The organism is Syntrophomonas sp. UBA1041 (assembly GCF_002316705.1).
Classification (GTDB): Bacteria; Bacillota; Syntrophomonadia; order Syntrophomonadales; family Syntrophomonadaceae; genus DTU019.
Map to the genome: position 1 here is coordinate 4,062 of NZ_DCEA01000031.1, position 249 is coordinate 4,310.

General features: G+C 39.8%; 1 pseudogene. It reads left to right on the forward strand.

Features of this window, described 5'->3' with window-relative positions:
* Nucleotides 1-55 precede the first annotated feature (55 nt).
* Nucleotides 56-249: pseudogene (locus tag B2633_RS05255) on the forward strand (hypothetical protein); the annotation flags it as partial.

Sequence of the window (249 nt, forward strand, 5' to 3'; positions counted from 1 at the left end):
CCTATGGCATTATTCTATATGCATTACTGGTAAGAGAAAGGCGGGGGATCTACAGTTGAGGATAAAAGAGGAAGCAAGCAGACTGTTAGATAGTGAGTATATGGTTCCGGCAATATTCATAATCCTTTCCTATTTTGCATGGCAATTTTCCGGGCTAACCGGTAGTTTTGTATTTAATCAGGTGGTAACCAGGTTTATCAGAGACGGCATATTGGTATTATCACTTATTATTCCGATAGTGGCTGGTAT